Origin of the sequence: Pelotomaculum schinkii (assembly GCF_004369205.1) — a bacterium.
Taxonomy (GTDB): Bacteria; Bacillota; Desulfotomaculia; order Desulfotomaculales; family Pelotomaculaceae; genus Pelotomaculum_C; species Pelotomaculum_C schinkii.
In genome coordinates this window covers 1,737,964-1,764,303 of sequence record NZ_QFGA01000001.1, presented here as the reverse complement: position 1 = coordinate 1,764,303, position 26,340 = coordinate 1,737,964, and the positions used below count along the sequence as shown (strand labels likewise).

21 protein-coding genes and 3 riboswitches are annotated in these 26,340 nt (G+C 48.0%); of the genes, 17 read left to right on the top strand and 4 right to left on the bottom strand.

Annotation, left to right across the window (positions count from 1 at the left end; all coding sequences use genetic code 11):
* The first annotated feature begins 105 nt into the window (after nucleotides 1–105).
* Genes Psch_RS08185 through Psch_RS08145 form a run of 9 tightly spaced genes read left to right on the top strand, consistent with a single transcriptional unit; the run spans nucleotide 106 to nucleotide 9,857 of the window.
* Complete coding sequence (locus Psch_RS08185) at nucleotides 106–1,560, top strand: hydrogenase 4 subunit D (protein WP_190239828.1); 1,455 nt, start codon at nucleotides 106–108, stop codon at nucleotides 1,558–1,560.
* 5 nt (nucleotides 1,561–1,565) lie between these two features.
* Complete coding sequence (locus tag Psch_RS08180; protein WP_190239827.1) at nucleotides 1,566–3,575, top strand: proton-conducting transporter transmembrane domain-containing protein; 2,010 nt, start codon at nucleotides 1,566–1,568, stop codon at nucleotides 3,573–3,575.
* Between the two features lie 2 nt (nucleotides 3,576–3,577).
* A complete protein-coding gene (locus tag Psch_RS08175; protein WP_134218256.1) occupies nucleotides 3,578–5,263 on the top strand; it encodes a hydrogenase large subunit in 1,686 nt (561 codons plus the stop codon).
* Nucleotides 5,256–6,161 carry a respiratory chain complex I subunit 1 family protein gene (locus Psch_RS08170; RefSeq protein ID WP_190239826.1) on the top strand — a complete coding sequence of 302 codons (906 nt, stop codon included), beginning with the start codon at nucleotides 5,256–5,258 and terminating at the stop codon, nucleotides 6,159–6,161. Before Psch_RS08175 ends, Psch_RS08170 begins: the two co-directional genes overlap by 8 nt.
* Before the next feature lie 13 nt (nucleotides 6,162–6,174).
* Nucleotides 6,175–6,705 carry a 4Fe-4S dicluster domain-containing protein gene (locus Psch_RS08165; RefSeq protein WP_134218254.1) on the top strand — a complete coding sequence of 177 codons (531 nt, stop codon included), beginning with the start codon at nucleotides 6,175–6,177 and terminating at the stop codon, nucleotides 6,703–6,705.
* Entirely contained in the window at nucleotides 6,698–7,369 is a 672-nt protein-coding gene (locus Psch_RS08160) for an NADH-quinone oxidoreductase subunit K (RefSeq protein ID WP_190239825.1), read from the top strand. The genes Psch_RS08165 and Psch_RS08160 overlap by 8 nt, the downstream gene beginning before the upstream one ends.
* An 11-nt stretch (nucleotides 7,370–7,380) precedes the next feature.
* Nucleotides 7,381–8,901, top strand: a complete 1,521-nt coding sequence (locus tag Psch_RS08155) for a complex I subunit 5 family protein (RefSeq protein ID WP_190239824.1) — start codon at nucleotides 7,381–7,383, stop codon at nucleotides 8,899–8,901.
* A gap of 4 nt (nucleotides 8,902–8,905) precedes the next feature.
* Nucleotides 8,906–9,397, top strand: a complete 492-nt coding sequence (locus Psch_RS08150) for an NADH-quinone oxidoreductase subunit B family protein (RefSeq protein WP_134218251.1) — start codon at nucleotides 8,906–8,908, stop codon at nucleotides 9,395–9,397.
* Complete coding sequence (locus tag Psch_RS08145) at nucleotides 9,378–9,857, top strand: hydrogenase 3 maturation endopeptidase HyCI (RefSeq protein ID WP_190239823.1); 480 nt, start codon at nucleotides 9,378–9,380, stop codon at nucleotides 9,855–9,857. Before Psch_RS08150 ends, Psch_RS08145 begins: the two co-directional genes overlap by 20 nt.
* Before the next feature lie 351 nt (nucleotides 9,858–10,208).
* On the opposite strand, the gene trsS is transcribed toward Psch_RS08145, so the two are convergent.
* From trsS to Psch_RS08125, 4 genes are all read right to left on the bottom strand, one after another.
* The gene (trsS, locus tag Psch_RS08140; protein WP_206663764.1) at nucleotides 10,209–11,594 is read right to left on the bottom strand and encodes a radical SAM (seleno)protein TrsS; all 1,386 of its coding nucleotides are present in this window, start codon (nucleotides 11,592–11,594) and stop codon (nucleotides 10,209–10,211) included.
* Between the two features lie 73 nt (nucleotides 11,595–11,667).
* Entirely contained in the window at nucleotides 11,668–12,120 is a 453-nt protein-coding gene (locus Psch_RS08135; RefSeq protein ID WP_190239821.1) for a DVU_1555 family C-GCAxxG-C-C protein, read from the bottom strand.
* A 71-nt stretch (nucleotides 12,121–12,191) separates the two neighbouring features.
* Nucleotides 12,192–12,398 carry a DVU_1557 family redox protein gene (locus Psch_RS08130; RefSeq protein ID WP_134218248.1) on the bottom strand — a complete coding sequence of 69 codons (207 nt, stop codon included), beginning with the start codon at nucleotides 12,396–12,398 and terminating at the stop codon, nucleotides 12,192–12,194.
* 598 nt (nucleotides 12,399–12,996) lie between these two features.
* Nucleotides 12,997–13,114, top strand: a riboswitch (molybdenum cofactor riboswitch).
* A gap of 391 nt (nucleotides 13,115–13,505) precedes the next feature.
* Nucleotides 13,506–14,735: an IS110 family RNA-guided transposase gene (locus Psch_RS08125; RefSeq protein WP_190239820.1), complete on the bottom strand. Its 1,230-nt coding sequence runs from the start codon at nucleotides 14,733–14,735 to the stop codon at nucleotides 13,506–13,508.
* 651 nt (nucleotides 14,736–15,386) lie between these two features.
* Between Psch_RS08125 and Psch_RS08120 the strand changes: the two genes are divergently transcribed.
* The 8 genes from Psch_RS08120 to Psch_RS08085 all read left to right on the top strand — a co-directional run bounded on the left by Psch_RS08120 (nucleotide 15,387) and on the right by Psch_RS08085 (nucleotide 26,280).
* A complete protein-coding gene (locus Psch_RS08120; protein WP_134218247.1) occupies nucleotides 15,387–15,830 on the top strand; it encodes a 4Fe-4S dicluster domain-containing protein in 444 nt (147 codons plus the stop codon).
* 136 nt (nucleotides 15,831–15,966) lie between these two features.
* Nucleotides 15,967–18,696, top strand: a complete 2,730-nt coding sequence (locus tag Psch_RS08115) for a molybdopterin-dependent aldehyde oxidoreductase (RefSeq protein WP_134218246.1) — start codon at nucleotides 15,967–15,969, stop codon at nucleotides 18,694–18,696.
* Nucleotides 18,697–18,942: 246 nt separating this feature from the next.
* Entirely contained in the window at nucleotides 18,943–21,252 is a 2,310-nt protein-coding gene (locus Psch_RS08110) for a pyridine nucleotide-disulfide oxidoreductase/dicluster-binding protein (RefSeq protein ID WP_134218245.1), read from the top strand.
* Between the two features lie 468 nt (nucleotides 21,253–21,720).
* Nucleotides 21,721–21,841, top strand: a riboswitch (molybdenum cofactor riboswitch).
* Nucleotides 21,842–21,947: 106 nt separating this feature from the next.
* Nucleotides 21,948–22,835 carry an ABC transporter substrate-binding protein gene (locus Psch_RS08105; RefSeq protein ID WP_243123985.1) on the top strand — a complete coding sequence of 296 codons (888 nt, stop codon included), beginning with the start codon at nucleotides 21,948–21,950 and terminating at the stop codon, nucleotides 22,833–22,835.
* A gap of 305 nt (nucleotides 22,836–23,140) precedes the next feature.
* Nucleotides 23,141–23,962: an ABC transporter substrate-binding protein gene (locus Psch_RS08100; RefSeq protein ID WP_134218279.1), complete on the top strand. Its 822-nt coding sequence runs from the start codon at nucleotides 23,141–23,143 to the stop codon at nucleotides 23,960–23,962.
* A gap of 109 nt (nucleotides 23,963–24,071) precedes the next feature.
* Nucleotides 24,072–24,192: riboswitch (molybdenum cofactor riboswitch) on the top strand.
* An 86-nt stretch (nucleotides 24,193–24,278) separates the two neighbouring features.
* On the top strand, nucleotides 24,279–24,494 hold the full coding sequence (locus tag Psch_RS08095) for a hypothetical protein (RefSeq protein ID WP_134218244.1): 216 nt from the start codon (nucleotides 24,279–24,281) through the stop codon (nucleotides 24,492–24,494).
* A 431-nt stretch (nucleotides 24,495–24,925) separates the two neighbouring features.
* The gene (locus Psch_RS08090) at nucleotides 24,926–25,510 is read left to right on the top strand and encodes an ECF transporter S component (RefSeq protein WP_206663739.1); all 585 of its coding nucleotides are present in this window, start codon (nucleotides 24,926–24,928) and stop codon (nucleotides 25,508–25,510) included.
* A 50-nt stretch (nucleotides 25,511–25,560) separates the two neighbouring features.
* Nucleotides 25,561–26,280, top strand: coding sequence for an energy-coupling factor ABC transporter ATP-binding protein (locus Psch_RS08085; protein ID WP_134218243.1), 720 nt, complete (start codon nucleotides 25,561–25,563; stop codon nucleotides 26,278–26,280).
* Nucleotides 26,281–26,340 lie beyond the last annotated feature (60 nt).

Here is a 26,340-nt window from a genome sequence, read left to right as displayed (position 1 = left end):
CGTAAGGCGTAGGGCGTAGGTCTGACCCAGATACAAATCAATATAAGCCTACGCCCTACGACTGACCGGTAAGAAATGCAGTTAAAAAGGAAAAGGAGAGTAACAGTGCTTACGTTACTTGTAATATTGCTGTTCATGCCTTTTGCCGGGGCGCTGGCAGTTGCCCCGTTACAACGAAAGAAAGCGGATTTAACCGCCATTATCGCTGCAGGGGCAGTCATGTTGATGGCGATCTGGGCCATTATCCGGTCAGGCGGCCGGCACCTCGACTACCCGCTGGCCAACCTGCCCTGGTTAGACGCGCCCGTCCCGCTTTTTGGGATCCAGATTGACCCCTTAAGCAGTTTATTGCTGATTCCCATTACCGTGGTGGGCTTTCTCATTGTTCTGTATTCGGCAGATTACTACAGTGAGTTTAACAAGGAGCATCCCACCCAGGCGGAAAAGGGCCGGTATTATTTTTTCACGCTTTTATTTGTAGGCGCAATGACCGGTCTGGTATTATCGCGCAATTTCTTTCAAATATTTGTGTTCTGGGAATTGACCACCATATGTTCCTGGGGGCTGATCTCACATAAAAGGACCACCATCGCGGTCCGGGCCGGCTTCAAAGCCCTGGCTATTACCGCCGGCGCCGGGTTGTTCTTTATAGCAGCCCTCTTAATCATGTACGCCAATACGGGATCTTTTGAATTTAGCGCCCTGGGACAGTTGACTCCTGATCTTCGCCTTTTAGCTGTCATTTTTCTCTTAATCGGAGCCTGGGGCAAGGCGGCCCAGCTGCCCTTTTCCTCCTGGCTGCCGACGGCCATGGAAGCGCCCACCCCGGCCAGCGCCTACCTGCACGCCGCGGCAATGGTCAAGGCCGGTGTCTATTTAACCGCCCGGATCGTTGTTTCCTCCCAGGCGGTACCGGTATCGGTCGGTTACCTTATGGGCGGATTGGCCGTGGCAACCATGTTCTTCGCACTGATTCTGTATTTCTTTCAGGACGATCTCAAGCGCCTTCTGGCCTACTCAACCATAGCTCATCTGGGCTACATGTTCCTGGGCCTGTCGCTGGGGGTAATCGGCTCCCCGCTGGCTCTGCAAGGGGGACTATTGCACCTCATTAACCACGCCTTTACCAAAACTCTTCTGTTTTTGGCGGTGGGGGCGGTTTCCTGCGCTGCCGGCACGAGAAGTATGAAAGCGCTGAGCGGCCTGGGCAGAAAGATGCCAGTAACCACAGCGGCATTTATTGTCGGGGCGATGTCCATCAGCGGCGTGCCGCCTTTCGGTATTTTCTGGAGCAAGTTCTATATCATAGCGGGAGCGATCCAGCTTGGCACCCCCTGGGGTTGGACCGCAGGGTTGTTGGCTATAGTGGAAAGCCTGGCCGGTTTTGCCTGGTTCCTGATCGTCATACACCGGGTGTTTTTTGGAGAGCCTTCTCCCGCTGCGGCTAAAGCCGTTGACCCACCGCTTTCGATGCTGATTCCGCTCCTGGTCCTGATGGTCTTAAGCCTCATATCGCCTTTATTCGGTCTGGCCATTACTACCGGGATTATGGGAGGTTAAAGGATATGTACCTGTTTACCTGTCTCTGGCTGGCTTTTGCCATACTTCTTATCGGCAGCTTCCTGTGCCTGATTAGCAGGCGGCACGAGGTAACCGGCCCGCTGGCTCTTGTATCTATGGTTGCGGCGGGGCTTCTGACGGTATTTGTCTCGGTAGAGGTCTTTCTGAACGGCCCGGTAACCGCCAGTATCGACAGCCTGGCCATTGCCGGTTTCCCCGCTGTGCCCGTGTTTACCATTGACCGGCTGAGCGCGTTATTTCTGGGTATGATCGGGGCTTTAAGCACAGCTTCGGTGTTGTATACCCAGGGCTATTTGCCGCATATCAAAAGAGAGGACCCGCGCCGCTATTACTTCCCTTTTCTCCTGTTTATTCTGGGGATGATGGCGGTAGTGACGGTCGCCGACCTTTTCTATTTTCTGTTGTTCTGGGAGTTCATGACGCTCACCTCGTATTTCCTGGTAGTCTACCAGCGGGATAATAAGAAAAACCTGGAGGCCGGCTTTCTTTACTTTTTCGTGACGCACGTCACTTCGGCGGGCCTGATCCTGGTGGTAATCCTGTTTGGAGGCTGGTCAGGTTCCATGGCCTTTACCGCCATGCCCGAAGTTTACCGCCAGCTGGCTACCGCCAATCCGGTGATGTTAAACGTGATTATTGGCTTACTGGTGGTTTGCTTTGCCACCAAGGCCGGTATTTACCCCCTGGGCTTCTGGTTTCCCGAGGCTCACCCGGCGGCCCCCGCCGGTACCAGCGCCATGCTCTCAGGGGTCATGAACAAGGTTGCGGTATACGGGCTATTAAGGCTTACCTACTGGATGCTGCCGGCCTCCGATATGACTACAAGCTGGGGACTGGTCATTGCAACTGCCGGTGTGGTTTCAATGATTGTAGGTAACTTAAGGACTTTGAGTGAAAAAGACGCTAAACGCCTGGTAGCCCAGAGCACCATCGGACAGATGGGTTACGTCTGGCTGGGCTTAGGTGTAAGCTTTATGTTTCTGGCCACCAATCCCTGGTTGAGCCTTTTGGGGATGGTTGGCGCCCTTTACCACGTGATCAACGACTCTTGTTTCAAGTCACTGTTGTTTTTAAACGCAGGTTCAATCGAGTACACCAGCGGCCAGCGCGACCTCAATAAAGTGAGCGGCCTGATTAAGCTCATTCCGCTGACCACCGCGGCGGCTCTGGTGGGTTCTCTGGCCATTGCCGGGGTACCGCCTTTAAACGGCTTTATGAGCAAGTGGATGCTCTACCAGGCGGCAGTGGCCGGCGGGAAAACCTGGCCGGTATTGATGCTGTACGGTGTGGTGGCCGTTTTTATCAGCACGGTGAGCCTGGCCGGCTACATCAAGTTTTTTGGCTCGGCCTTTTTGGGGCCGCTCCCGGCTTCGCTTGAGAAAGGGCATAATGTCCCCTTGTCCATGCGTTGTACCGAAGGCTGCCTGGCTGTAGGTTGCCTGGTCCTCGGTATTATCCCGGCCTGGCCGCTGGCCCTGGCTGCAGGCTCCCTGGACGGTTCATCACTGGCCGCAGTGGCCGGGAACAGCAGCCTTTTGGCTTTTGCCCCGTGGGGCGCTGTTAAAGTCAACCTAGCCGGTGTGTTGGGGCAAGTAGCGCCGCTGATCATACTTTTCGGACTGGCGGTGGGATGCCTGGTTGCTTACGGGATTTACCGGCTGGCTGCAGCTCCCGTACGACCGGCAGAGCTTTGGAACTGCGGTGAATTGGAACCCCAAGCAGAAGTCCTCTACCGGGCAGACAGTTTTTACCTGCCGTTTAGAGAACACTTCGCCGCCCTGTACCGCAGTTGGCCCTGGCCGTCTTTGCGATTGCCGAACCTGGCAGTCTGGCTGGACCTGGATCGTCTCTATTTGCCGTTGGGCAATCAATTCGTTAAATTCAGCCGCTGGATCAGCCGGATCCATACCGGCGGGCCGCGATGGTACCTCTTGTGGCAGGTAGCGGGGTTGGTCGTGGTGCTGGCGGCAGTATTCCTGGTGATAAGGGGGTAGGTATGGTGACACGTGAAGAGTTAAGCTTAAAGCTGATAGAACGCCTGGGTAAAGTAAAACTGACAACCTCCGGGTCCGGTAAACAGCTGTTTGTTGTTGTCGCAGAGAAAGATCTGTCCACTTCAGTTGACTATGTGTTCAACCAGCTGGGTGCACGTCTGATCACCACTGTTGGAACCGACCGGACCCCGGTAACCGGTAAATATGAGGTATCTTATATCTTTTCTTTTGACCGTGATAATTTGCTGCTGGTGATCAAGGTGGAAGTAGACCCGGCCAATCCGGTTATTGAGTCGGTTACCCCCATTATACCCGGGGCCGATTGGGCGGAGCGGGAGGTCCGGGACTTAATCGGTGTGCAGCCTGAAAACCATCCCGACCCGCGGCGGCTGGTCCTCTCCGATGACTGGCCGGAAGAAGTTTACCCGATGAGGCAGGATTTTCCGTTTGATTACCAACCGCCAAAGGTGGAAAACGCACGGCCGCAGTTAAAAGAAAAGCCGGAAAATACCTCTGTGATGACCGTGGGACCATTTTTCCCCACCCTGGAGGAGCCCGCTTATTTTCGATTATTCGTAGAAGGAGAGCGGATTGTAGGCAGCGACTACCGGGGGTTCTACAGCCACCGCGGGATCGAAAAGCTGGCTGACAAAGTGCTTGACTACAACCGGGTTCCCTTCCTCGCCGAACGTATTTGCGGCATCTGCGGCTTTGTCCATTCCTGCTGTTACTGCCAGGCCGTGGAGGCTGCGGCGGAAATTGAGGCGCCGGCCCGGGCTAAATACATCCGCACCATTATGCTGGAGCTGGAGCGTATTCACAGCCACCTCTTGTGGTTGGGCCTGGCAGGGCATATTATCGGTTTTGACACGGTTCTGATGCAGTCGTGGCGTATCCGGGAACGGTTAATGTGGCTGACGGAACAAATTACAGGCAACCGTAAAACGTACGGTATGAACCTGGTGGGTGGCGTACGGAGGGATATCACCGTCGATCTGCAGCAAAAAATCAAAGAGGTGCTGGCTAAAATCGAGGCCGAGAGCCGTCAGGTGGTGGATGCCATTTCCGGTGATACCACCCTGTTGATGCGCTTGCAGAATGTTGGATGCCTGTCAGCTGAGGACGCCCGTTTAATATGCGTGGTAGGTCCCACTGCCCGTGCTTCAGGGGTTGATATAGACAGCCGCCGGGACCACCCTTATGCCGCCTATCCGGATCTGCAGTTGACCGTACCGGTATACAAAAACGGGGACTCCTGGGATCGGACGCTGGTACGGCTGGACGAGCTGTTCGTCTCTATTGACCTGGTGCGGCAGGCGCTTGAAAAAATGCCCGACGGGCCAATCATGGCCGAGGATCCGGTGGTGCCGCCTGGTCGGGAAGGAGTGTCCGTGGTTGAGGCCCCCCGGGGTGAGTGCTGTCATTATGTCATAACCGGAACGGACCGGCCGGAACGGTGGCGGGTACGTGCTTCAACCTACCCGCAGCTGCAGGCGGTGCCGGTCATGTTTAACAACCAGACGGTGGCTGACGCCCCGATCATTATCGGCAGCATCGACCCGTGCTTCTCCTGCACCGAACGGTTGGAGACAGTAGACGTAAAATCACGCCGGTTAAAAGTATACACCAAGGCGGAGCTTATGGAAGCCTGCCAATCTGGACGCCTGGATGGTGACAGCCGTGCTTAAGATAATTTTCATTGCGCTCTTTAACCTTGCAGCAGCACTGGCGCTGGCCCCGCTTTTGGACGGTTTTATGCGCCGGATCAAGGCGGTGGTGCATTCCAGACAGGGTCCGCCCTTACTACAGACTTATTACGATCTGTTCAAACTTTTCAGCAAGGAAGACCGGGAGGTAACGAGCGATCTGGTTTTCCGGCTGACGCCGGTCGTCTGTCTGGGCGCGGTGCTGCTCGCGGCCCTGTTTACTCCCATGGGCGGCCCGGCTCCCCTGGGGTTTGGCGGGGACCTGATTTTACTGGTCTACCTTTTGAGTATCCCCGGTATCGCGATCATGCTGGGGGCCATGTCGAGCGGCAGCCCGTACGCCATGCTGGGCGCCAGCCGTGAGATGATGCTGGTTTTAACGGTGGAGCCGGTACTCTTCATCACCCTTTTCACCGCCGGAATCAAGGCCAACTCCCTGGTCCTTGCAGATATTACCGGCTGGTCGGTGTCCCACGGCTGGAGTATTTCACTGGTAATAGCCGGTCTGGCTTTACTCCTGGCCCTGCAGTCGGAACTGGCCAAGCTTCCCTTTGACCTGGCCGAGGCGGAAACGGAAATCATGGAGGGACCCTTTGTGGAATACAGCGGCCCGAAGCTGGCCCTCTTCAAATGGGCTATCTACGCCAAGGTGGTCATCTATGTATCGCTGTTTCTCGAAGTATTTCTGCCAGGACCCAAAACCGGCATCCTGGTAGCGGACCTTTTGATAAACCTGGTCAAAGTTTTCATCGTTGTGGGGCTGGTGGAATTAATCGAGCTGGTTAACCCGCGCCTTAAGATTGACCAGGCGATCAACTATTTCAAGGGTGTGGCGGTCCTGGCTCTTATCGGACTAGCCTTTGCCCTTATGGGCATGTGAGGAGGCGGACTAATTGTTTATCAGTAAGTTGAAGGAGGCCCTGATTTGCCTTAGGGCGGGCCGGGTGACCATGCCTTACCCCTTTGTCCCGCTGGAAACGAAGGACGGTTTTCGCGGCCAGCCTGAAGTGGACGGCACGAGGTGTCTTGGCTGCGGGACATGTGCCGGCGTTTGCCCACCTCGCTCAATAACTCTGGTTGATGACGGAGCTTCCCGTGTGTTTAAGCTTGATTACAGCCGCTGCACTTACTGCGCCCGCTGCGCGGATGTTTGCCCGGAAGGGGCCATTCGCTTAAATAACAGGTTTGAACTGGCTACCGGTAAAAAGGAGGATTTATCCGTGACGGTAAGTTTGAAAATGGCCAAATGCTCCTCGTGCGGCCGGTTCTTTACCCCTGAGCGGCTGTTGAAGAAAACGGTGGAAAAATTAACCGGCGATGAGTTTGGTCAACAGGCGCAGGAGTGGCTGTTCTGGTGCCCTGAATGCCGGAAAACCAGGCTGGCCAAATCCCTGTTGGGAATGGAGGGAACAGAGCATGTCTGAACATTACTCTGTAATCGTGGGCTTAAGCCTGGCCCTCGTGGTAACCTCACTGTTGGTGGTAGAAGTAAGGCACTTAAAATATGCGGCTTTGGCTTACTTTGTCCAGGGACTGCTCTTGGTGGCGATACTTGTTGGTTACGCTACGCTCTTGCCGAACCATGCCCTTTATTTATGGAGCGTCACCGTTCTGATCAGTAAGGCCGGCATTATTCCACTGCTTTTATGGCATTACCTGAAACGCATGGCGCCAATGGAAACACCTAACGCGCTGGGTTTTGGCATATCTCTGGTGATCGGGGTGGCTGTACTGGCGGGATTCTACTGGTTGGTTGACGGCCACATGACCTGGCTGGCGCCGGTACCGCAGCTGGCGGGGGAACCCTACGGAACCAACCTGAGCGTTGCTTTTACCATTTTGGCCTTCGGTCTTTACGCCCTGCTGTCCCGTCGTGATACCTTGAAGGCGGTAATGGGGGTCTGCCTGATTGAAAACGCCGTCCACTTAAGCCTGGTCAGCCTCGCCCCGGGGTTGCCGGAAACAGCCATGATCGGGGTGGTTACCGACGTCGTGCTGTCTGTCTGGATCCTCCTGATAATTATTAAAGGGATGTATGAACAGGTGGGCTCGTCGGATATTCGTGAAATGGCAAAACTATGGGGCTAGGAGGTTAGAATATGGAGAGCAATTCGATTTTGCTCTGGCTTATCATTATAATACCAGCTCTGGCCGCAGGTTTGGAGGCTCTAATGGGGCGCAAAAGGCCGCAGTCAGCCGGCCTGGCTGCCATTGTGGGCGCCGCCATCACCCTGGGACTGGTCCTGGTTCTGGTGTGGCAGGTTGTCCAGGGGGAAAAATTGATGGCCTGGAGCGGGCAGCTCTATGCGGACGGGCTTAGTGCCCTGGTGGTCCTGGTGATCAGCATCGTGGGGCTTGCCGCCACTGTCTTTAGCTACCGGGCCTTGCGGGGCGCTGTTGCCGCCGGAAAAACCGCGGTGGGGCGTTTGCCGCTCTACTTCAGCCTGGACGCCCTGTTTATGTGCACCATGCTCTGGGCGTCGCTGACGAACAACCTGATCATGCTGTACGTGGTGGTGGAAGCCACTACGCTGGCTTCAGCCTTGCTGGTGACCTTTTACTGGAAGCGCGAGTCTTTAGAGGCTGGGTTTAAATACCTGCTGCTCTGCACCGTAGGCATCACCTTTGCCTTGCTTGGCTGCGTTTTGATTTACGCCGCGGCTTCCCCGTACCTGGGGGGGCATCAGGCTATGCTCATTACGGCCCTGGCCCCGGTGGTGGATAAATTTCCCAGAGAACTGACCCTCCTGGCGTTGGCTTTTCTCGTGGTGGGCTTCGGCACCAAGGCAGGCCTGGTTCCGTTTCACTCCTGGCTTCCCGATGCCTACTCCCAGGCGCCCAGCGCTTTTGCCGCGTTTTTGTCGGTCGGCATCAAGGTGGCGGCCTATGCCCTGGCCAGGGTCCTGACCATCTTTTACCCGGAATACAGCGGCATTGGGCTCCTGGTGGTGGCGCTGGGCATGGTGACCATGCTGTCCGGGATTGTGTTCGCTTTTGCCCAGGACGATTTGAAACGGATGCTGGCCTTCAGCAGCGTGAGCCAGATTGGTTACGTGATGATGGGCCTGGGGTTGGGATCGTCACTTGGGTATTTCGGGGCCTTATACCATTTTTTAAACCATGCCCTATTAAAATCGATGCTCTTTCTCTGTGTCGGGGCGCTGGTCTATACCTCCGGGACGACTCTGATATCCGAGCTTAAGGGGCAAAAGGGCAAGAGCGCCTTAACGGCAATCTGTTTCTTTATTGGAGCTCTGGGCATCGGCGGCATGCCCCCGTTGAACGGCTTTTGGAGCAAGTTTACCATCTTTTTAGCCGCCGCCCAGTCTGGTATGTGGTGGGCTACCGGCGTGGCGGTTTTCACCAGCTTGCTTACGCTCACCTGCCTGGTTCGTGCTGCCTACAAGGTATTCCTGGAGCGTGAGGATGAGCATGAGGAACCGGCTGCAGCTTGCGAGAACACCCAAAATCAACCGGCAGTTGCACTGCCCTGGTCGATGCTGGGGATGATGGCGGCGCTGGCGGCTTTGAGTGTACTCATCGGTTTGTCCCCGAATCTGGTCAACCAGTTAATTGCACCGGCGGTGCAGTCCATTATGTACATCGCGGTAGGAGGTTAAAACAATGCTTGAACGTATTCAATCTTTGTTTGCCAAATCCTTCAAAAAGTCCCTCTGGGTCTATCATGCCAACGCAGGCGCCTGCAATGGCTGTGATATTGAGGAAATCAACGTCTTTACCCCGTACTATGACGCTGAGCGGTTTGGCTTGAAGCTGGTCGCCTCGCCGCGCCACGCCGATATCCTGCTGGTTTCCGGTCCGGTCACCCGGCAGGTGGAGCCGCGCCTCAGGCGGTTGTACGAAGCCGTGCCGGACCCCAAGCTGGTGATTGCCTGCGGCTCGTGCGCCATCGGCGGCGGCATCTGGTTTGACAGCTATAACGTGGTCGGGGGCGTGGACAAGGTCTTCCCGGTGGACTACTTTATTCCCGGCTGCCCGCCCCGGCCGGAGGCGATCATTTACGGCGTCGCCCTGGCTTTAGGCCTGGTGGATAAAAAAGTGGAGCCCTATTTCTACCAGGAGGGGGAAACAGGGCATGCTGAAAACCTTGAGTGAGCGGCTCAAAGGGCGGGTGTTTCTGGTGGGCATCGGCAACACCCTCCGGAGCGACGATGCCGCCGGCCCGGAATTGATTGAACGGCTGGGAGGAAAAGTGGAAGCGGACCTCCTGGACGCCGGGGAGGTCCCCGAAAGCTACCTTGGCCGGATTACCGGCCGGCATCCCGATACGATTGTGTTGATTGACGCGGCTGAACTTAAGGCTGCGCCGGGGACGGCGGCAATTATTGAAATTGAAGATATAAAGGGTAAGAGTTTAAGCTCGCACCAGCTGGGTTTGGATTTATTTATGCGCTTCCTGCAGGCTGAAACCGGCGCAGACGTTTTTCTCTTGGGCATTCAGCCCAGGTCCACCGGCTTTGGTGAAATATTAAGTACGGAGGTTTTTGAAACTATTGGATATCTGGAAGAGTTGTTTCAGAAGGTTTTGCCCGCCCAAGGTGTAGTGACAAATTGAAACCGTAGTCATAGAGGAGTGTCTAGAAAGAGGAAGGTCCAACTGAGCTTACCCAGTAGAACCTTCCTCTTTGCTTTACAGGCTAATTTCCAATTTCCATCTGCCCTGAAAATACCTGAATCCAAAAGAATGCTCCAAAAATGTGAGGGCGTTTATCCGATATTTGGTGGCTTTACCCATTTACACAAAACATGGTACACTCCCACTGCCCCTCCAAATTACCGACTTATTTTACATCTTTTACATCTATTTGGACTTTACATAGAATCCGGATACACCCTTTTCCTGGGCTTTTTGTTGCTCCGCCGGCAAGAAATAGGTGTTCCTATGTCAGAAAAGTTAAAGCAGAAGTTACTTGAACGGGGGGGCCAGAACATTTTTTCTGTAAAGTGATTTGCCCTCTATACTGCTGATATTGTATGCACAAAACGGAATAATCTTACCCTCAGGACTTAATACATGTAAACTGCACTCATGCAGCCTCTCAAGATCAACGTTCCAGCAATCCTGAAAAGTCATTCCAGTGATGGTAAAGCCATGAGATTTAACTCGGGCAATAAAGATATCCAATTCATCCAGTTCATAGTCAAGTTTATTCAACCTTTGATTATTTTGAGAACTTTCTCTTACCCATCTTCGTGCAACAAAATTCCTGTTTTTTTCAACCCCGGAAGAATCGGTTTTTTTGTTGCAACAGCATCCTTCCTCATTTTTTATTGTTAACTGTTTAATACTTCCATCAGGCATTACTACAAAATCCCCATGAAAACCACAGCGTGCGTGGTCACAACCCGATGGCGCAAAATGGTCAACCTGGAATTTACCTCCTGTCTGATTTTCAATTTCCCTTAATACCTCGGGCAAAGTTATACGTTGATTGTCTAGAGGGGGGGATGGATATCTGCCGAAATAACTTACAGGTTGAAAATGGATTCCTCTAACATCAGGAACTTTTGACAATCCAAAACGTATTATCTCTCCAATATTGTCCATATTAACTCCTGGAACTATTGTAGGTACCAGCACAATGCCAAGATTATTGTCACCACAGTTTTTTATAGCATTTTCTTTTTCAGCAAGAAGATTTCGTCCCCGAAGCTGTTGATGTATCTCATCTTTTGTTCCGTCAAACTGCATAAATACTGAAGATAAGCCAGCTTGCTTCAGTATTTTTACATATTCCGGTTCTCGTGATAAACGAAGTCCGTTTGTATTTAATTGTATGTATGGAAAGCCCATCTCATTTATCATTCTAATTATTTCAGGTAAATCATTTCTTACTGTCGGTTCTCCCCCTGAAATATGAATAAAAGGTTTTCCAGCTTCGACAAGGATTTTAAGCCACTCCCTGATCTTATCAAAGGATGGATCTGCAATATTTCCTCCACTGCTGGCAAAGCAAAAGTTGCAATTCAAATTACAACGCTGGGTTACCTCCAGCAACGCGCAACACGTTTGCTGTCTATGTTCAGCACATAAACCACAATCAAAAGGGCATCCCTTTTCTACCTCAGTCAGACACCTTTGAAGGTGTACCGGCCATTTATTCTTTTTCCATGAAGTATAATATGGTTCACTTTGTCCTCGCCAGATGATTGTAGAAAAATCTCCATGCTTTTCGCATGTTTTCTGCATGTAAATATCTTCGTCTACCAAAACATGTCTTGCGGGAATTCTTTTCAAACATACTGGACATAAACTTTCAGTTATATGGATCACACTCGTAAATTTATTCATCATAACTCCTCAATAGCATTAAATATATTGATATTTTTGAATACCTGAAAATGTACTATTCAATAATAATCGTTTATTCCCTGCTTCCGAATTCAAAACCATGATTGCCAAGTATTTCTTGTACCTTTTCATAACTTTTTATCAGTATATTACCACATTTTAATACATATTCTTGATTGGTATTCCAATCTGTTACACTGACTACACCTATAAGATCCCTGCATTCCGTACCTCCAAACTCTGATTCAAACCATTCTGTATATTCATCAACCATACTGGAGTACCCTTGTTTTGGATATTCAATGCTATTCCCTTTTCCTGCATAAAGACCCAGGATCGCAATTCCCGCTGTCAGCACTCCACATATCTTCGGAGTACTGCCAATACCTATGCAGAAACCATTTAAAGCTCTTAATAAATCTTCATTCTCTTTTTCTTCTTCATCCAGTGCCATTTTCACCATAATTTGAGTACAGCAATAACCTCCATTGAATAGCTTAAACATTTTAAAAGCCGTATCATCCATGCTCTGTCCCTCCTTTTCTGGTAACCATCATAAAATACACGAGTTAAATACCCGTGTTTATAAAACTCACATTATTTATCCTCCAGTCCTTTTTCGACCTCCAACATCTTACCCAGGGCCAGATCCTCTCCGATAAATACATTATTACACTGAGGGCACTTCATCAGATCCACTTCAAAATTTCCTCCCAGGTAGGATACCTTTACCTTTCGAAGTACCAATTTTTTCTCGCATTTACCACATATCCACGGCATGTTATGTTCATTTTCCTCTTTCATTGCTCTACTCCTTTACTATTTCCATTCTGTGGCTGTAAACGATTTTAACAACTATAGAATAAGCAAAATTTGCGCCAACGAAAAACCCCCCCGTAAAGTACGGAGGTATTCGAAAATACTTATTTTTTTAAATACACTTCCATTTGAGGAAATTAATATGGGTAATGGAAAACCAGACAATAGATTATATAAAGACCAATTTCGCGAAATGTATGAAAAAAGAAGAGTAATTGCGTATTTCCAAAACTATACAAAAATATTCCGAAACAGAGCAGTGTTCCTGTTTGAAACAAATTATTATGATAATTTCTTTGTGCCCGGAGTTACGGAATTAAATACTCTGAAACAGAGTAGTGTTCCTATTTGTAACACATAATTACGATAATTTCTGTTCTATAACGGAACTATTCTTAAAATACATTAATTATATTCAGAATATCCCGTGCTTTTACGGGGTTTTTTTGTTGGCACGAATTTTGCTCAAATATTTTTCACCAGTGGTCATGACTTCTGTCTGCATAACACAATTATATGAAGTTTAAGGTGATATTAAAAAATAATTGGCACGTAAATTGCCTTAGATATGTTTAAGAAAAAATTTAATAAGTATCTCCGAACCTGGCGACCTACGGTTAAAACTATGGCGCCAGGTCCATAGGGCTTATCTGGAAACGGGTAAACCTCCCATGGCGGAAAGGGGATTGGCTGCAAAGCATGTAATTGCTGGACTATACCCTTTAGGGTTTCAGCAATATTAACATAATGCCGGAGTGTGCCCTTGGCCAATCCGGCGTTTTTATTTAGGGGATAATACCGGTGTGGGAGATTATGAGTAATCTAACTTCACACCCGATTAGGAGGGGAGGGCCGGTTAACTACAAACATTGAAATACCTTGAAACATTATCCAAAATCAATAATCGCAACGAGGACAAGGGAGAGGGTGAGTGAATATGCGTCTGCAAGCTTATAAAGACCCGCGGTAAAATGTCAAGTCTCTGAATTGGAAATTTTTTAAGCTGTTATGTAAAAAAGGCTATAAGTATCCTTACCAGCAATCGCAAGGGACTTCCAGTTCTGCAAGAAGATGAGAATTGTAAAGTATTGGTTAAGAAAGCCTCCTTTGCTGGTAGATTTGGCCATCACTCAGCAGCGTGAAGACCATGCGAACGAGTTTGCGGGCCGTAAGGACTACAGCACGTTTATGGTTATGGTGCCTGGCCTCGGTAAATTTTCTACGGTAGAACTCAGCATACTCCGGTTCCCACACCCGGACGGAGTTGGCCGCTTCAACAAAGTAGTACCGTAGGTAATAGTTACCGGACCTGGTCAGGGGAATATCCTGTGCGTTGAACTTACTTGACTGATTCTGACGCCAGGTTAAGCCCGCAAATTTGGCAAGAGCATTATGATTGTCAAACCTTGATATGTCACCGATTTCAGCAACTATGCCGGCTGCGTAAACCGGTCCGATGCCCGGAATGGTTTCCAATGTGTGTGGAATGGCCTTTATTTCTTTGGTGATGGCCTGGTCGATTTTCTTTTGTTGGCTCTCAAAAAACCGAATGGTCTCAAGGGACATGGCCAGAGTAATGTCCACAGACTCTTGCATTTTCGGGTTTAAACGGTAGGAGTTGCGGGCTGCTCTTTTGATAGTCTTGGCCATTTCAGGAACATCCTTTAACCGCTGGTTTCCGTGTTGCAGCATCATATCTACCAGTTCTTCCACAGGCATCGCAGCGATCTGGTCAGGTGTTAAGTTTCCAATCACCGCTGAAGAAGCCTGACCAAACAGGTTCGAGAAAGGACAGTCCTTCTTATATGTGGAGAACTTAAGAAAAATCAGGTTCAAGACCCTGTTTTTTTCCCTGGTCAGGTTATTCACCATGTGATAGCGAAACCGGGTTAGCCGTTGCAAAGGTGCATACCTCATGTCGGGAGGTGGTGTTGGACGGACTCGTCCAAACCGCAAGCAATCAGCAATAACCCTGGCGTCTAGGGCATCTGTCTTGGGCATATCTGTGTAGATACTCTTAAACCCATCAATGACCTTAGGATTAATCACAGCGATTTCAGTTTCCAGAGCTGTTAACTGAGGGTCATCATGAAGGGCCTGGGACAGATGCCACCAGTAAAGGTTGGTGGCCTCCATGCCAATCTTGACCTTTTCGGCGGGTAAGTTATCAGCTGCATCAACCACTTTTTCAACAAATCTTTCCGTTCCAGGGAGGTCGTTGGAGACAGAGAATCCGCAGACATCTTTGCCGGTGTCATCAAGGATTCTAACTACATTGGTGTCGGCCCCTATATCAATGCCGACAAAAAGAGTACGGCCCATGTATCAACACCTCCTTTCAGATGAACTTAAAGAAACCAAAATTTTGGGGTATCCCTGGGAACCTGGTGTAACAGCAACCTTGCCGATGAGCACTCACCCAAAGAGATTGGTGTAATGCTCCTTGCTGAAGGGAGAACCTCTTGGGGCGTGCAACCCGCGCGTAAGCGGTTGCCACCAGGCCCGGGGAGCCGTCTTTAAAAGCACTTAAAGTGCAGGAGGTAATGAACTGCCCCGCCATCGGTTCTACCGTGATTGTCCCAGGGGATAACCCAAAGGTCAATTACTATTATGAAAAATTAATATGACCAACTGGAAATTGTACCGTTGGTCATATCATACAAGGAGGTGAAGTAATGTTTAATCTTGGGCAAGTCGTTATGACACGCGGCATTAGTTCGTTGATTGAAAAGAACCAGATCGATTGGGTCGGCATATACCATATCTTAAACCGCCACGTTCGAGGCGGGTGGGGCGATTTTACGAGGAAGACAAAAAGCTCAACGACAACGCCGTTATAGCCGGCGAGAGGATACTGTCTGCTTATCATGTAAGGTCAAGTCGTTGAAAGCAGTTCTAAAGGCCAACAACAAAATTAACTAATTGAATTTAAGGAGGTGCAACTGGTATCGCAAGTGCGGTAACCAGGGTATCATGAGCAAAATTTTACTGATTTCTCCCAAGAAATGTAATAACTGCAAAACCTGTGAGGCGGTTTGCTCAAATTCTGCTGTAAATGTGATTACTTTTGAAGAAGTGAGAGCTTCAGTACCTGTAATGTGTATGCAGTGTGAAGATGCTGCGTGTATGAAGGTGTGTCCCAATAGGGCTATTTCGAGAGATGAAAACGACGCGGTTGTAGTAGATCCGAATAAGTGTATTGGATGCAAAATGTGTATTAGCGCTTGCCCTATGGGAAATATTCACTACAGCTTCAGTCAAAAGAAAATAATGAAGTGCAATCTGTGCGACTGTAATCCCGCATGCGCAAAATACTGTCCTACAAGAGCAATAGAGTATGTAGATGGTACCATCTCCAATATAAACAAGAAAAGGGCAATTGCATCAAAATTTATAGATCTGTTTGAAGAGGCGTAAAATTAATAAATGGCTGAATAGGAAAGATATTATAAGAGTATTAAGATGCAGCTACGGACAATGCTGCAGTACAAGTATAGATTAGGTTCAGGTAGGTAGTTTCTAAATAGTAAAGAATAAAAAAGGAGAAAATCACATGATTAAAAAAACCTTATTAATAAATGGAGTTAAAAAACATCTCACGGTGGATCATGAAGAATCCCTCGCAAGTGTATTAAGAAATCAACTCTTGCTCACAGGAACCAAGGTTGGCTGTGGTGGGGAAGGAGAATGCGGTGCATGTACGGTTATATGGGACGGTATGCCTGTGAGGTCTTGTCTCTATACAATGGAAAGAATACCGGATAATGCTCAGATTATTACAATCGAAGGCGTAGGCACAAAAGATAACCTGCACCCGCTTCAGCTTGCTTGGATGGTTCACGGATCAGCACAGTGCGGTTTCTGTACTCCAGGATTTATTGTTTCTGCTAAAGCTTTGTTGGATCAAAACCCAAATCCTACTAGAGAAGATGTAAGAGATTGGTTCCAGAAAAACAGAAACCTCTGCAGATGTACAGGATACAAACCATTAGTGGATGCAGTTATGGATGCTGCCAGGCTAATGAGAGGTGAAATTCAAAAAGAAAATTTGTGGTTTAAACTGAAGGACGGCGACAGTATACTTGGGTCAAAAGTAATCCGTCCATCCGCTGCTGCAAAAGTTACAGGAACCTGGGATTTTGGAGCAGATTTGGAAATAAAAGAACTTCCTAAAAATACTCTGCATATCAAGCTTGTACAAGCGACAGTGTCTCATGCAAATATTCTTTCCATAGATACTTCAGAAGCTGAGAAAATGCCGGGAGTATTCAAGGTTTTAACCTATAAGGACGTTCCTGGAACAAACAGAATCAATGGTCTGGCGTTTCCACAGAACAAAGGGGACGGTAAAGAAAGACCAATTCTTAATGATAAGAAGGTATTCCAGTTTGGGGACGCCGTTGCTATGGTCCTTGCAGATACTCCTTACCAGGCAGAACGGGCAGCAGCAAAAGTTAAGGTTGAATTGGAAGAACTGCCGGCATATCTGAGCGCGCCTGCAGCTATGGCTGCAGATGCAATTGAAATACATCCCGGTACTCCAAATGTATATTTCGAAACCCAGATAGCTAAAGGTAACGACACCGCACCTTTAATGAAAAGCCTGCCACATGTGGTTGAGGATGATTTTTATGTTGGAAGACAGCCGCACCTTCCTCTTGAGCCGGATGTGGGGTTTGCATACCTTGATGAAAAAGGAAATTTAATGGTTCATTCAAAGAGTGTAGCTATCCATTGTCATGCTTTGATGGTTGCAGAAGGTATTGGAATTCCTTTAGAAAAATTATTTATTGTACAGAATAATGCAGGAGGAACTTTTGGATATAAATTCAGTCCGACAATGGAAGGTCTGCTTGGTGTTGCTGCACTTGTTACAAAGAGACCTGTATACCTCGAATTCAACATGTTCCAGCAGATAACTTATACAGGAAAAAGATCACCATTCTTTATCAATCTCAAGCTGGGAGCTAATAAGGATGGAAAACTTGTTGCTATGGAATCAGACTGGACGGTAGACCATGGTCCATACATGGAATTTGGTGATCTTCTTACAATGAGAGGCCACCAGTTCATTGGCGCCGGTTACAATATCCCAAATATCAGAGGCGAAGGTAGAACAGTTGCTACAAACCATGCATGGGGCTCGGCTTTCAGAGGTTATGGTTCACCGCAAAGCTTGTTCTCATCAGAAGTATTGATGGATGAACTGGCAGAAAAAATTGGAATGGATCCATTAGAGTTAAGATATATAAATGTATATAGAGAAGGCGATACCACACCAACTGGTTGTAAACCTGATGTAATTGCTTTCCCACAGGCAATTGATAAAATAAGACCTCTTTACCAGGAGGCTAAGAAAAATGCTGCAGCCAAGAATGCACGAAGTGGAGATATCAAATATGGCGTAGGCGTATCACTGCTTGAGTATGGCTGCGGACTTGACGGTGCAGATTCCTCGGAAGCATGGGCAGAGATAACACCAGAGGGAGTTACAGTAGGAAATTCATGGGAAGACCATGGCCAGGGCGCAGATATGGGAACACTGAGCTTTGCATATGAAACATTAAGGCCATTGGGAATAAAGCTTGAACAAATAAAACTGGTTATGAATGATATGAGATATACACCGGACAGCGGAGCTGCAGGTGGAAGCCGTTCAAACGTTTTTACAGGTAATGCTACAACAGTTGCATGTAGAAATCTCTTGGATGCTCTGAGAAAACCGGATGGTACTTTCAGAACATACAATGAAATGATTAATAAAAAACTGCCGGTAAAATATGCTGGAAAATGGACTGCACCATGTACTGCATGTGATGTAGCTACAGGGCAAGGAAATCCATTCCCAATCTACATGTATGGTGTACTTTTAGCAGAAGTTGAGGTTGATACTACAACAGGCAAAACTAAAGTTGATAAACTAACGATGGTATCGGACTGCGGTACGATAATTAATAAATTGGTACTTGAAGGTCAGCTTTATGGTGGTCTGGCACAGGGAATAGGTCTTGCGCTTAGCGAAGACTTTGAAGATTTGAAAAAGCATACGACCCTTATAGGCTGTGGGATCCCGGAAATTAAGGATGTTCCTGACAATATAGTTCTTATTCACCAGGAGACTCCAAGACCACTTAGCTATTATGGTGCGGCAGGCGCTGGAGAAATGCCTCTCTCAGCTCCGCATGCAGCGATTGTCAATGCAATTTACAATGCCACCGGAGTACGTATAACTAAGCTGCCGGCATATCCGGAAAAGGTTCTGGAGGGCTTGAAAAACCTTTAAAGTTAGTTGATATATTACATGTTAGTAAACTAAACTAATAAATATGGAATTGGAGTATATGGAAAAACTCCAATTCCATATTTTAATAATCCAGGAAAGTTCGCTTCAAAGCCTTGCAATTTCTAGATTTCATAAAAAGCTTCACCTGAGAAGTATGGAGCGTAGCGAATTGTAAACGGGTAAACCAATAAAATTTGGGTTTTGATGTTATTGATTTATCCGTTTATTATAATGGAGGTATTCTCAATGGACAATGAAAAGCTGCTGAAAACGGGTGACAGGTGTATTTATGATGAACCTGCAGCTTGTACGGCATGGTGCCCTATTCACATGGATGTGGCAGCATTTGTGGCGGAGATGGGAAAAGGCAATTTTAATAAAGCTTATAAAATATTGGAGAAACGAATGCCTTTTACAAGAGTGCTTGGCATGATTTGCGACCATCCTTGTGAAAGTGCATGTGTGAGAGAGGCTGCCGGTGGAGCGATAAGGATATCGGAGCTTGAGAAGGCAGCAGTAAAGCATGGGTACACACCCCCTAAAAAAGCACTGCCCATTCCTAAGAATGCTGGCAAGGTTGCTGTGATTGGAGGAGGTTTAAGCGGGATTTCGGCCGCATTGGAACTTGACAGAAAAGGTTTTAAGGTCACAATTTATGAAAAGTCGGATAAACTAGGCGGTAGATTATGGGATTACGAAGGTGCAAACCTTGAAAAGGCTATTATAGAAGAAGAGCTTCAAATATTCAGCAAGTTAGATATTGAGGTAATTTTTAACAGACGTATCAGCCAAAAAGAATTAAAAGAGATTATTAACGAGAACAATGCGGTTTTCCTTGGCACGGGCGAATGGAATGAGAATCTGCAAATTAATCCTGAGACTTTTCAAGTACAGTATTCATCCCTATTTGCGGGGGGAAGACTGTTATATAAAAATGGCTCTACTATTTTATCGGTAAGTTCAGGCAGAAGAGCTGCAGCTTCCGTAGAAAGATACGTTAAGAGACTTTCCATGACGGCTGCAAGGGAAAGGGAGGGGGCATTTGAAACACCTCTTAAATATGAAGTGGATGATATTGAACCTGCAGCGCCGGTTGTAAGGACCACTGACGTATACAGCGAAGATGAGGCTGTAAATGAAGCCGGACGATGCTTTAAATGCAGGTGCACAAAATGCATTGATTCGTGCAGTCATATGAAGAAGTTCAATATTGGTCCGAAAAATTATACAAGGCAAATTAATCATAACGAAAATGTAATCCTGGGTACACGGTACGCAAATAAGATGATAAATTCTTGTACAATGTGCGGTTTGTGCGGTGAACAATGTCATGTGGGCATCAACATGAAGGATATAATACAGGAGACCAGGGAAAGTATGGTAGAAAAGGGCAAAATGCCTCCTTCTGCACATGATTTTGCGCTGCAGGATATGGAGTTCAGCAACAGCAGCCACTTTTTCCTGGTTAAGTCTCCATCGCCAAAATACGCGCAATCTCTTTTTAAAGGGGATGAATCAGGTACAGAACAGGCAGACTATCTGTTTTATCCCGGATGCCAGCTTTCAGCGTCCTATCCGGAGTATGTCGAAAAAGCTTATAAGTACCTTTTATCCAGGATAAAAGAAGGCGTTGGAATAATGCTTGGCTGCTGCGGCGCCCCCGCCGACTGGGCGGGTAGACAGGATTTGATGAAGAATAGTATTGAAAGATTAAGAGACGCATGGGCTGAAATGGGCAAACCTACTTTTATTCTGGCGTGCTCAAGCTGCTGCGGCATCTTTGAAAAATATCTTCCGGAGATACCTTTTATATCTTTGTGGGAAATCTTTGAACGTTATGGACTTCCGGAAACCGCCCAAAATGGGAAGAACCATATTTTGAATGTCCATGATGCCTGCTCTACAAGGCATAATAAAAATATTCACGAAAGTCTGAGAAATATCGCGGTAAAGCTTGGTTATGAAATAAAGGAACTGAAATATGCAAAAGAAAAAACAAAATGCTGCGGATACGGCGGACTTGTCTATTTTGCGAACCGTGAACAGACAAATGACTTTGTGATAGACCGAATAAACGAAAGTAATGAAGATTTTTTGGTTTACTGCGCTATATGCAAGGATTTGTTTGTGGAGGGCGGTAAAAGCACCTATCATATTCTGGACCTGATTTTTGGGGAGAATTTGGATGAGATAGCGCATAAAAAAATGCCGAATCTTTCACAAAGACATGCAAACAGAGCGCAGCTTAAAAAGAAATTGCTAAGAGAATTATGGAATGAAGAGTCGGAGGCGGAATTAACCAAAATGGAGGATTTAATCATTCCTAGCGAAGTATGGCGCATTATGGACGAACGGTATATTCTTCTGGAAGACATTGAAAAAGTCATAAAACATGCGCAGGAATCCGGCGAACGGTTTTTTAATCCCGAAGATTCAAGTTTCTTAGCCAATCAGCGAATTGGAAATGTTACCTATTGGGTACGCTATATTGAAAAAGACGGGGCAATTCAAGTAGTCACAGTTTACAGTCACAGAATGGAAGTGAAAAAAGAATAGAAAATGAACCCGCTTCAATCTTGAAAGTGTATATGGTGTCCGCGGTATAAAGGCCATCTTGGCGCTTTTGTATCGGACGATGTTCCTGAAGCAGTTGTCACAGTAAAAAGGAAGGTTCAAATGAGCTTGCTCAGCTATCAAAATAGGCTTGGATCAGGGTTTCTACTGATAACTGAATTTCATGTTTAGTGTATTTATTTTATGTTTAATGTTTTAACGTATATCATTTATTTGATGTGTAGCATTTTAATGTCAATTATTGCAATGTTTTATCAAGTCGTGGGGTATATTTCACCTTTATTTTCAATATAACCTATAATTATTTGAAGAGTACTATTATTTTATTGCTTGCAGCTATTTTAAAAATTTAGCAGGACTTTGGGGTTTTTAGTAGAAATTATGTGGAAAAGGCTGTTAATGCCAAGAAAACATAAAAAGCCTAAAACATAGTTTAAAATATAGTACTTTAAAACTTAAAATCTCCGAGCCGGATTTGCCTAAGGCATTATAGCTATGACTGCCGGCCGTTAGGGTGTGACGGGAAACCGTCGTGCCTTCCAATGCGAAAAGGAGACTGCAATGGCGCTGACGCCGGGCCGGCTTTATTTTTCGCAAGCTGTCCGGCATTTTTATTTTTGGAGGTGGTAAATCCGGTTGTAGTGACGATTGGCAAACAAATTATGGAGGGAATTACGTTGCAGGACAAAGTTAAAATGGTTTCCCTGGCTATTGTTATTCTTACGGTTCTCTTGTTTGTACTATCCGGCTGCGCTAAACAGCAAGCGACTGCGCCGCCAGCGCCGGCTGTCGCCGGCCAAATCCTGCTGGCCTCCACCATTGGTCCGATTGACGCCGGGATTGTGGCGGCGCTGGAAGAGAGTTTTGAGAAAAAGACCGGGATACGGGTCAGACATGTGGGCGCCGGTACGGGCGCTGCCCTGGAAATGGCGAAAAGCGGCAATTTTGATGTCGTAATGGTGCATGCCAAGGATCTGGAGGAAAAGTTTGTTGCCGACGGATACGGGACCAAGCGCATTGACCTGATGTACAACGATTTTGTAATTGTCGGGCCGGAATCGGATCCGGCTCAAATCAAGGGACTAAAAACACCGGCTGAGGCGCTGAAGAAAATTATGGATACAAAATCCCTTTTTATTAGTCGCGGGGACAACTCCGGTACGGATGTTGCGGAAAAGGCCCAGTGGAAGGCTGCCGGGCTGAAGCCGGCGGGCGACTGGTACCACGTATATGAAAAAGGTTCGGAAGGCAACGTCAAGACCTTAAAGTATACCGATGAGCAGAACGCTTATACTATTATCGATCGGGCTACATACCTGACCGTGAAAGACCAGGTCAAATTGAAAGTGCTGGTGGAAAAAGACGAGGCCCTGCTTAACTACATTTCCCTGATCCCCGTCAACGCCCAGAAGTTCCCGGAAGTTAAAGACGAGTTGGCCCAGCAGTTTATTGATTTTTGCACATCAATCGAGGGACAGACGATCATCAGGGATTTCGGCAAGGATAAATACGGTGAGCCATTGTTTTTCCCCAATTCCACCGAGGGGAAAAACCTGCCCAAGTAGGTCGTAAGTCATAGGTCGTATGGCGTAGGTATATACTGCATTCCTATTGGGTCAATAAATAAATTAAACACTAATATGAAAATGTAGTTCGCAGTTTCGTTTTTTGGTATCAGCGAGAATAAAAGCTCAGCGAGGTGCGATTTCAATCGCACACGGCGCGCCAGCGCCGCACTTATGGCAGTCAATGTTGCATTTGTGCGAATGAATTCGCACCTACATTTATAAAGACAACTCAGTACGTTATTTCAAGTAAAATATTTGGAGGAGGACTAACTTTGAGTAAAAAGAACTTTTTAGCGCCCCTTATGATCCTCATGGTAACAATGCTTTTGGTCGTTTTCGCAGGGTGCGGCAAACCGCAAGTGAAAGATGTGATCCTCGCCACCACCACCAGCACCCAGGACAGCGGGCTCTTAGACGCGCTGATCCCGATTTTTGAACAGAAGACCGGATATAACGTTAAAACTGTCTCTGTAGGCAGCGGCGCCGCTATCACCATGGGTGAAAAGGGAGAGGCCGACGTCCTCCTGGTGCACTCTCCCGCGGCCGAGAAAAAGATTGTGGACAGTGGCGCAGTTGTAAACTACCAGCTCGTGATGCATAACGACTTCATCATCATCGGCCCCGCTGGGGACCCTGCCGGTATCAAAGGGACTAAAGCAGGCGACGCCTTTAAAAAAATAGCGGAGAATAAGGCTGTTTTCGTTTCGAGAGGAGACAATTCAGGCACCCACAGTAAAGAAAAAGCAATCTGGGCGGAAGTCAAAATCACTCCGGAGGGCAACTGGTACCAGCAGAGCGGCGCCGGGATGGGGCAGACCTTAAACATCGCCAATGAAAAGCAGGCCTACACTCTGACCGACCGGGCGACATACCTGGCCCAAAAGAAAAATATCAACCTTGAAATCCTGTCGGAAGGGGATGCGTCGCTCCTGAACATCTACCATGTGATGCAGGTTAACCCGGAAAAATTCAGTACTGTCAACAAGGATGGAGCAAAAGCATTTGTTGATTTCATGGTCGACCCCGATACCCAGAAGACCATCGGTGAATTTGGCAAAGATCAATACGGTCAGGCGCTATTCACCCCTGACTCCGGCAAAAAAGTAGAGGATCTCGGTAAGTAACGTAAACCGGTCGCCGACGCGGCGACAGAGAATTAAAACCTGGCAATGCAAGTACGATCTGAAATAAATCTCTGAAATAAATCTCTGAAATAAATCTCTGAAATAAATCTCTGAAATGAATCTCCGAGCTGGCTTTGCCTAAAGCGTCACAGCTAGGGCTGACGGTCGTTTGGGTGCGCTGGAAAACTATTGCGCCTTCCATTGCGAAAAGGAGAACTGGGATGGCCTTGACGCCGGACAGCTTGTTTTTCGCAGGCTGTCCGGTATTTTTCTTATTTGAGCCGGATCCCCATGCTTTAAGCGGCGCCGGCAGGAAATGAAAACTTGGGCCAATGCAACATTTGTCCGAATTATCTACAGCATTGTTTGTGATGGGACCGCAGCGCGGTATGAGCAGCCGTCGGGTACCGGGGGCGTCATTGTCGGTTCGGACAGCCAAGTGTCATTCACTGATGATTTGACTAACCAAATTGAATTCACCGGGACTGGTGGTTATGAAATAGTCGGGTCGGGTGTACCCAAAGAGCAGTGATTAAAAGATGTGGTTGTTTTTCGGGTAATAGTTCTATTTATCATAATCTTTATTGTTTTTTGGCTCAAAGATCCGCTTGCGCTGATAAGCGGAATGCTAACAACAAACTCATAGCTATAATGATATCAATTCTAATCCGGCAGTCCTTGGGTAATTGGGACGGTGAAGAATACCGGGGGAGGAATGGTTTATCTTCCCCGGCAGCAGGTATCTTAAAGAAAGCTTTTGAGTAACTTAAAGGCAGGATCCCCTGGCGGGGTGTTTCCCAAAGGAGCGTAATCTTTTAATCTGGGTGTTATTGGAAATGCCCCGATGGTGTAGGTCCCGGGCAAAGTACGGCCAATCAGGAAAGGCCATACCAGGCGGAGCATCTCCAGGGGGGCAGGCCGGCTTTCGTGTTCATCCCTGCTGACGGAGGCGCATGATAGGTTTTGCAAATATTGCAGAAAATGCTTGATAAATTTTCGGTATTCGACTTAATAATCATTGCCATGATATCCGCGCTGGGTATCGCCAGCAAACCCCTTATTGTACCTCTTAGCCATATCATCACCGGGCCGCTGTTGATTCCCGGCGGGGTTGTGGCGGGCGGCTTTTACATGTTGTGGATTGTCCTGGGGGCGGGCATAGTGGGCAAACCCGGCGCGGCCGCTTTGATAGGGGTTGTGCAGGCGTTGCTGGTGTTCGGAACGGGGGTTTTCGGTTCACATGGAGCCATGACCTTGCTTAGTTACACTTTGCCCGGCCTTGCCGTCGACCTGATCCTGTATTTGATTAAACACAGGGTATGCTGCCTGCTCTGCGCCTTCCTGGCAGGTTTGGTAGCCAATGTCTCAGGCTCGTCTATGGTAAACATAATATATTTCCGGCTGCCTTTTGTGCCGCTGACGCTTGCTCTGGCCGTATCGGCCTTATCAGGGGGGCTGGGTGGTATTATTGCTTATAAAGTAATACAAGTAGTTAATAAACATAGAACGTGGGGAAAAGGTTGTCATGGGGATGGTAAAGACGTATGAACCATGTGGCTATCCTGTAAAGTACATAAGTTCATTGGAGGCAAACTGATGTGGACGCCATCGTGGTCGACCGGCTCAGTTACAGATATCAAGCGGCAGGAGGGCAAATACTGAAAAACATCAGTTTTAAAGTCGCTCCGGGGGAGATCGTGGCCTTGATTGGATTGAGCGGCTGCGGCAAGAGTACCCTGTGTCTGTGTCTTGGTGGTATTATCCCCCATTATCTGGGAGGCGAGCTGACCGGGCAGGTACTGGTAAACGGAAAGGATACCAGAGAATACAGAGTTGCGCAACTGGCGCTTGAGGTGGGTCTGGTTTTTCAGGAGCCCGACACGCAGCTATTCGCACCAACTGTGGAGGATGAAATCGCTTTTGCTCCGGAAAACCTGTGCCTGCCGGCGGAAGAGGTAGGCATGCGGGTAAGTCAAGTACTGGATACTTTAGGCATAAGCGCCTTAAGGAAAGCAAACCCAAGCCACTTGTCCGGGGGGCAGAAACACCTGGTCGCCATGGGAGCGGTTTTAGCGCTGGATCCCGCCATTCTTGTGCTTGACGAAGTAATGGCTCAACTGGACCCGGCAGGCAAAAAGAGAATCAACGGCATCCTGGCTGACTTGCGCCGGCGTGGTAAAACAATCTTAATTGTTGAGCATGATCCGGAAACAGTCTCCATCGCGGACCGTGTGCTGGTGTTGGAAGACGGGCGCCTGATCGAGGATGATAGGGCTGTAACTGTAGTGGGTGAATGGGAATCTATGCTCCGGTGCTAATTTGCCTGTAAAGCTTAGAAACCAGGCTGATTGCGTTGCCTAGTCCGTATGTATTTTCAG

Coding starts and splice junctions, on each gene's coding strand:
- Psch_RS08180 (WP_190239827.1), top strand. CDS start 1,566: ATGTACCTGTTTACCTGTCTCTGGCTGGCTTTTGCCATACTTCTTATC.
- Psch_RS08175 (WP_134218256.1), top strand. CDS start 3,578: ATGGTGACACGTGAAGAGTTAAGCTTAAAGCTGATAGAACGCCTGGGT.
- Psch_RS08160 (WP_190239825.1), top strand. CDS start 6,698: ATGTCTGAACATTACTCTGTAATCGTGGGCTTAAGCCTGGCCCTCGTG.
- Psch_RS08155 (WP_190239824.1), top strand. CDS start 7,381: ATGGAGAGCAATTCGATTTTGCTCTGGCTTATCATTATAATACCAGCT.
- Psch_RS08150 (WP_134218251.1), top strand. CDS start 8,906: ATGCTTGAACGTATTCAATCTTTGTTTGCCAAATCCTTCAAAAAGTCC.
- Psch_RS08145 (WP_190239823.1), top strand. CDS start 9,378: ATGCTGAAAACCTTGAGTGAGCGGCTCAAAGGGCGGGTGTTTCTGGTG.
- trsS (WP_206663764.1), bottom strand. CDS start 11,594: ATGAATAAATTTACGAGTGTGATCCATATAACTGAAAGTTTATGTCCA.
- Psch_RS08135 (WP_190239821.1), bottom strand. CDS start 12,120: ATGGATGATACGGCTTTTAAAATGTTTAAGCTATTCAATGGAGGTTAT.
- Psch_RS08130 (WP_134218248.1), bottom strand. CDS start 12,398: ATGAAAGAGGAAAATGAACATAACATGCCGTGGATATGTGGTAAATGC.
- Psch_RS08125 (WP_190239820.1), bottom strand. CDS start 14,735: ATGGGCCGTACTCTTTTTGTCGGCATTGATATAGGGGCCGACACCAAT.
- Psch_RS08120 (WP_134218247.1), top strand. CDS start 15,387: ATGAGCAAAATTTTACTGATTTCTCCCAAGAAATGTAATAACTGCAAA.
- Psch_RS08115 (WP_134218246.1), top strand. CDS start 15,967: ATGATTAAAAAAACCTTATTAATAAATGGAGTTAAAAAACATCTCACG.
- Psch_RS08110 (WP_134218245.1), top strand. CDS start 18,943: ATGGACAATGAAAAGCTGCTGAAAACGGGTGACAGGTGTATTTATGAT.
- Psch_RS08100 (WP_134218279.1), top strand. CDS start 23,141: ATGATCCTCATGGTAACAATGCTTTTGGTCGTTTTCGCAGGGTGCGGC.
- Psch_RS08095 (WP_134218244.1), top strand. CDS start 24,279: ATGAAAACTTGGGCCAATGCAACATTTGTCCGAATTATCTACAGCATT.